Origin of the sequence: Pseudoroseomonas ludipueritiae (assembly GCF_014490445.1) — a bacterium.
Taxonomy (GTDB): domain Bacteria; phylum Pseudomonadota; class Alphaproteobacteria; order Acetobacterales; family Acetobacteraceae; genus Pseudoroseomonas; species Pseudoroseomonas ludipueritiae.
The window spans coordinates 1-5,255 of record NZ_JACTUZ010000225.1 but is presented as its reverse complement, the minus strand read 5'-3'; the positions used below and the strand labels follow the sequence as shown (position 1 = coordinate 5,255).

At 69.4% G+C, this 5,255-nt stretch carries 7 protein-coding genes; all 7 read left to right on the top strand.

From position 1 onward, the window contains the following. The coding region (locus IBL25_RS24280; RefSeq protein WP_187781040.1) for a DUF1345 domain-containing protein at nucleotides 1–616 on the top strand (616 nt) is incomplete at its 5' end. After that, nucleotides 613–1,515, top strand: a complete 903-nt coding sequence (locus tag IBL25_RS24275) for a bestrophin family protein (RefSeq protein WP_187781039.1) — start codon at nucleotides 613–615, stop codon at nucleotides 1,513–1,515. The genes IBL25_RS24280 and IBL25_RS24275, both read left to right, overlap by 4 nt. 97 nt (nucleotides 1,516–1,612) lie before the next feature. After that, nucleotides 1,613–2,674 carry an ABC transporter ATP-binding protein gene (locus tag IBL25_RS24270; RefSeq protein ID WP_187781038.1) on the top strand — a complete coding sequence of 354 codons (1,062 nt, stop codon included), beginning with the start codon at nucleotides 1,613–1,615 and terminating at the stop codon, nucleotides 2,672–2,674. Then, on the top strand, nucleotides 2,671–3,582 hold the full coding sequence (locus tag IBL25_RS24265) for an ABC transporter ATP-binding protein (RefSeq protein ID WP_187781037.1): 912 nt from the start codon (nucleotides 2,671–2,673) through the stop codon (nucleotides 3,580–3,582). The genes IBL25_RS24270 and IBL25_RS24265 overlap by 4 nt, the downstream gene beginning before the upstream one ends. Before the next feature lie 41 nt (nucleotides 3,583–3,623). Beyond that, a complete protein-coding gene (locus tag IBL25_RS24260; protein WP_187781036.1) occupies nucleotides 3,624–4,202 on the top strand; it encodes a DUF4893 domain-containing protein in 579 nt (192 codons plus the stop codon). 83 nt (nucleotides 4,203–4,285) lie between these two features. Beyond that, on the top strand, nucleotides 4,286–4,714 hold the full coding sequence (locus IBL25_RS24255) for a GFA family protein (RefSeq protein WP_187781035.1): 429 nt from the start codon (nucleotides 4,286–4,288) through the stop codon (nucleotides 4,712–4,714). Between the two features lie 47 nt (nucleotides 4,715–4,761). Then, on the top strand, nucleotides 4,762–5,255 hold a 494-nt coding region (locus IBL25_RS24250), incomplete at its 3' end, for an aspartate/glutamate racemase family protein (RefSeq protein WP_187781034.1).

Here is a 5,255-nt window from a genome sequence, read left to right as displayed (position 1 = left end):
GCGCTACCGCCCGCTGACCCTGGCGGCGCTGCTGGCCGGCGGCGTCGTGGCGGCGGCGGTGCGGCTGCGTGGCGGCGCCTGGCTGCATGCGGCGATGTTCGGCTGGTGCGGCTTCGTGCTGGCGCATGGCCTGCTGGTGCTCTTGCGCATCTGGCCAGCCGATGCCGAGCGCATGCGCGCCCATGCCCGCGCGCTGGATGAAGGCCGCCTCGCCGTGCTGGCGCTGTCGCTGCTGGCCGCCGGAGCCTCCCTGGTGGCGGTGGCGCTGGACCTGACGGATTCCACGCCCGGCCATACGGTGCTGGGCGTGGCGACGGTGGTGCTTTCCTGGCTCTACGTCCACCTGCTCTTCGCGCAGGATTACGCGCGGGAATACTGGCTCAGCGGCGGCGGCATCCATTTCCCCGGCGGGGTGGAGGAGCCGCCTTTTTCCGAGTTCCTTTACCTCGCCTTCAGCATCGGCACGACCAATGGCGTGACCGACATGGTGACGCATTCTCCCGCCATCCGCCGCGTGGCGCTGCTGCACGGGCTGATCGCCTTTGCCTTCAATGCCGTGATCGTGGCGGGCACCGTGGGCATCGTGACAGGGCTGCTGAACGGGGGCCGCCCATGATCCTGCGCCCCAGGCCCAGCTCCTGGGCGCTGCTCTTCATTCTGCGCGGTTCCATCGTGCCGGTCGTGGCGCCGCGCCTGCTGGGCGTCACGCTGCTGGGCGGGGCGGTGGTGGCGGCGGAGCGGCACTGGCCGGGGTTGCTGCCGGAACTTCCGCTGGCTTCCTTCGCGCTTTTCGGGCTCGCGCTCTCCATCTTCCTCGGCTTCCGCAACAACGCCTGCTACGACCGCTGGTGGGAAGGACGGAAGCAATGGGGCCGCCTGATCATCGAGGCCCGCAGCCTGGCACGGGAGGCCACGGCGTTGCTGGGCCCGCAGCCCGCGCTGCTGCGCCGGGCCATCGGCTTCACCCATGCGCTCTGCGCCCGGCTGCGGGGCCGCGACGAACTGGCCGCCGCCGTCCCCTGGCTGCCGCCGGAGGAAGCCGCCGCGCTGGCCGCGGCGCCGAATCTGCCCGATGCCATCCTGCGCGCCATGAACATGGAACTGGCGGCGCTGCGGCGAGACGGGCGATTGAGCGACATGCTCTACATCGGGCTGGAGGAGCGCCTGCACGGCCTCTCCGAGGTGCAGGCGGCCTGCGAGCGCATCCGCTCCACGCCCTTGCCCTTCGCCTATACCCTGCTGCTGCACCGGACGGCCTTTCTCTTCTGCCTGCTGCTGCCTTTCGGGCTGGCCGGCACCATCGGGCTGGCGACGCCTTTCGCTTCCGCCTTGCTGGCCTATGCCTTCTTTGGCCTGGATGCGCTGGGAGACCAGTTGGAGGAACCCTTCGGGCTGGAGCCGAACGACCTGCCGCTGGATGCCATCACGCGTACGGTGGAGATCGAGTTGCTTGCCGCGCTGGGGGAGACGGACCTGCCGCCACCGCTGCGCCCGGTGCGCTTCTGCCTGACCTGACTGCCATGGCCGGGAGCGGGAAGGATTGCCATGAGCGGCCAGATGATAATAAGAGTTATTCTTAATTAGAATCCTCCCCAAGCCCAGGAGACCGCCGATGCCCCTGTTGCAGGTGAAAGACCTCACCGTGCGCTTCGACACCACCGGCGGCACCGTGCATGCCGTCAGTGGCGTGACCTATGACCTGGAGCCCGGCGAGACCCTGGGTGTGGTCGGCGAGAGCGGCAGCGGCAAGAGCGTGCATGTGCTGGCCATGCTGGGGCTGATCCCGAAGCCGCCGGGCCGTATTGCCGGTGGCCAGGTGCTCTTCGAGGGCCGCGACCTGCTGACCCTGCCGGAGCGGGAACTGCGCGACCTGCGCGGCAAGCGCATCGGCGTGATTTTCCAGGACCCCATGACCTCGCTGAACCCGGTGTTGACGGTGGAGACGCAGATCGCGGAAGCCATCACCAGCCACGGGTTGATGTCCAAGCGCGCGGCGCGGGCGAGGGCGGTGGAACTGCTGGATCTCGTGGGCATCCCGGAGCCGCAGAAACGGGTGAAGCAGTATCCGCACCAGTTCTCCGGCGGCATGCGGCAACGCGCCATGATCGCCATCGGCGTGGCCTGCGAGCCCAAGCTGCTGATCGCGGACGAGGCCACCACCGCGCTGGACGTGACGGTGCAGGCGCAGATCCTGGACCTGATGAAGGACCTGAAGCGCAAGCTGGATATGGCGATGATCTGGATCACGCATGACATGGGCGTGGTGGCCGGGCTCGCCGACACGGTGCAGGTCATGTATGGCGGCCGCATCATGGAGCGTGGGCCGGCGCGGGCGGTCTTCAACGATACCCGCTCCGCCTATACCTGGGGCCTGCTGCGCTCGCTGCCCGACCATAGCGAGGGCCGGGTCTATGAGACCCATACCCCAGGGCAGGCGAAGAAGCGCCCGCGCCTGCAACAGATCGCCGGTGCGCCGCCGGACATGACCAACCCGCCGCCTGGCGACCCCTTCGCGCCGCGCAACCCCTTCGCCACCGAGCGCTGCCTGCGGGAAGTGCCGCCGCTGGTGCAGGCGCGCGATGCCGCGCCGGGGCATCTGGTCGCGGCATGGTACGACCTGCCACGGGCACTCGCCGCGCGGCCGGACCTTGCCGGCAAGGGAGAAGCCGCATGAGCGCGACCACCGCACCGCTGCTGCGGGTGGAGGGGCTGACCAAGCACTTCCACACCACGAAGAACCTTTTCGGCAAGCCGACCCATACCGTGCGCGCGGTGGAAGGTGTCTCCTTCGAGATCGGCCATGGCGAGACGCTGGGGCTGGTGGGCGAATCCGGCTCCGGCAAATCCACCACCGGCCGGCTGATCCTGCGGCTGGAAGAACCCACGGCCGGGCAGGTCTTTTTTGAGGGGCAGGATATCAGCCGCCTGCGCCCGCATGCCCTGGCGCCGATCCGCCGCAAGTTGCAGGTGGTGTTCCAGGACCCCTTCTCCTCGCTCAACCCGCGCCTTCGCGTTGGCGAAAGCGTGGGGGAGCCGCTGAAGACCCACGGCCTCGCCACCCATGCGGAGGAGCGGCGGGAGAAGGTGGCGGCGCTGTTCCGGCAGGTGGGGCTGGACCCCAAGTTCATGGACCGCTTCCCGCACCAGTTCTCCGGTGGGCAGCGGCAGCGCATCGGCATCGCCCGCGCCATCGCGCTGGGCCCGAAGCTGATCGTGGCGGATGAGCCGATCACGGCGCTCGATGTCTCCATCCAGGCGCAGATCGTGAACCTCTTCCTCGACCTGCAGGAGGAGATGGGCATGGCCTATCTCTTCATCGCGCATGACCTGGGCATGGTGCGGCACCTCTGCCACCGGGTGGCGGTGATGCTGCGCGGCCGTATCGTCGAGATGGGCGCCACGGAGCAGGTCTTCGCGAATCCGCAGCACCCCTATACCCGCGCGCTGATCTCGGCGGCCCCTATCCCGGACCCGGATCGGGAGGCCGCGCGGCGCCGCATCCCCTATGACCTCGTCCCCCCGCCGCCCGGCGCGGTGCTGCAGGAGGTGCAACCGGGGCATTGGGCGCTCTCCGCCGCCTGATGTGAGTGGAATCGGCGCCATGCTGCCTTAGTCTTGGCGGCATGACGCACCGTTCCTTGTGGCTGGCGCTCGCCGGCATGCTGGTGGTCGGCCCGGCCCTGGCGGATGGCAGCTTTCCCAACGACCTTTCCGCCTTCGACCAGGGGCGGCTGGAGCGTTTCGACACCGTGCGGCGGGAGGCCATCGCCGCCGCCCGTGCACGCGGCAAGCCGGCGGATGTCGCCGTGCTCAACCAGGTGCTGAAGGGGCAGGCGGCCGCCTTGCCGGCGGCGCGCATGGCGGGCGAATGGCGCTGCCGCATCCTGAAGCTGGGCGGCACCCCGCCGCTGGTGGTCTATGCCGACTTCAAATGCCGCATCACCGACGATACCGAAGGGCTGCGGCTGGAGAAGATCACCGGCTCCCAGCGCACCTCCGGCCTGTTCTACGACATCGAAGGCCGCCGGCTCGGCTATGCCGGGGCCGAGGCCTGGGGCAATGAGCGGCCGCTGCAATACGGCCAGGACATGCAGCGGGACCAGGTCGGCTATCTGGTGCCACTCTCGGCGGACCGGATGCGGCTGGAACTGCCGCTGCCGATGCGAGAATCGCGCTTCGATATCCTGGAGCTGCGGCGCTAGCGGCCGGCCCCGTATTCTCTTGCGCCGGCACGGGATCGGGCCACACTCGGCGGCATAACCATGGAAGTGGGGGGAGGAACATCATGAGCGGCTCCTATAAGGGTGCCTGCTTCTGCGGCGCCGTCGAGCTTCGCGTCACCGGCCAGCCGGATGTCATGGGCTACTGCCATTGCCGTTCCTGCCGCTCCTGGTCCGGCGGGCCGGTGAATGCCTTCAGCCTCTGGCAGCCCGAGGCGGTGGAGGTCACGAAAGGCGCCGAACATATCGGCGCCTTCGCCAAGACACCGATGACCGAGCGCCAGTTCTGCAAGCGCTGCGGCGGCCACCTGATGGCGCGCCACCCGTCGCTCCAGATGGTCGATGTCTTCGCCGCCACCATTCCCGAGCTGCCCTTCGTGCCGGCCGTGCATCTGAACTATGCCGAAACCGTGCTGCCGATGCGCGATGGCCTGCCCAAGATGCGCGACTTTCCGGCGGAAGTCGGCGGCTCCGGCGAAACCGTGCCGGAATAGGCGAAGGCCTGCTACTCGGAGGCGGGCTTCCGCCTTAGGCTTGGCCCATGCGTATCCTGCTGCTGAACGGCAATACCGACGCCGCCATGACCGAGCGCATGCTGGCGCTGGCACAGGCCGCGCTGCCGCGCCTGGGGTTGCCGGGCGTGGCGCTGCTGCCGGCCACGGCGCGCTTCGGCGCCCGCTACATCGCCAGCCGCGCGGCGGCCGCCATCGCCGGCCATGCGGTGCTGGAACAGGTGGCGGAGCATGCCGGGCAGGTGGATGCCGTGGCCATCGCCTGCTTCGGTGACCCTGGACTCCAGGCGGCGCGGGAAGTGGCGCGTATCCCCGTCACCGGCATGGCCGATGCCAGCCTGGACATCGCGCTGGAAATGGCGCCGCGCGTGGCGCTGCTGACCGGTGGCGCCGCCTGGGTGCCGATGCTGGAGGAATTCTGCCTGCTGCGCGGCCTGGGGCGGGACCGCGTCGGCGTCCATGCCGTGGCCCCCCCCGGCGACATGATCGCGCGGGAGCCGGAACGCGCCCTGAACCTGCTGGT

Coding starts and splice junctions, on each gene's coding strand:
- IBL25_RS24275 (WP_187781039.1), top strand. CDS start 613: ATGATCCTGCGCCCCAGGCCCAGCTCCTGGGCGCTGCTCTTCATTCTG.
- IBL25_RS24265 (WP_187781037.1), top strand. CDS start 2,671: ATGAGCGCGACCACCGCACCGCTGCTGCGGGTGGAGGGGCTGACCAAG.
- IBL25_RS24270 (WP_187781038.1), top strand. CDS start 1,613: ATGCCCCTGTTGCAGGTGAAAGACCTCACCGTGCGCTTCGACACCACC.
- IBL25_RS24255 (WP_187781035.1), top strand. CDS start 4,286: ATGAGCGGCTCCTATAAGGGTGCCTGCTTCTGCGGCGCCGTCGAGCTT.
- IBL25_RS24260 (WP_187781036.1), top strand. CDS start 3,624: ATGACGCACCGTTCCTTGTGGCTGGCGCTCGCCGGCATGCTGGTGGTC.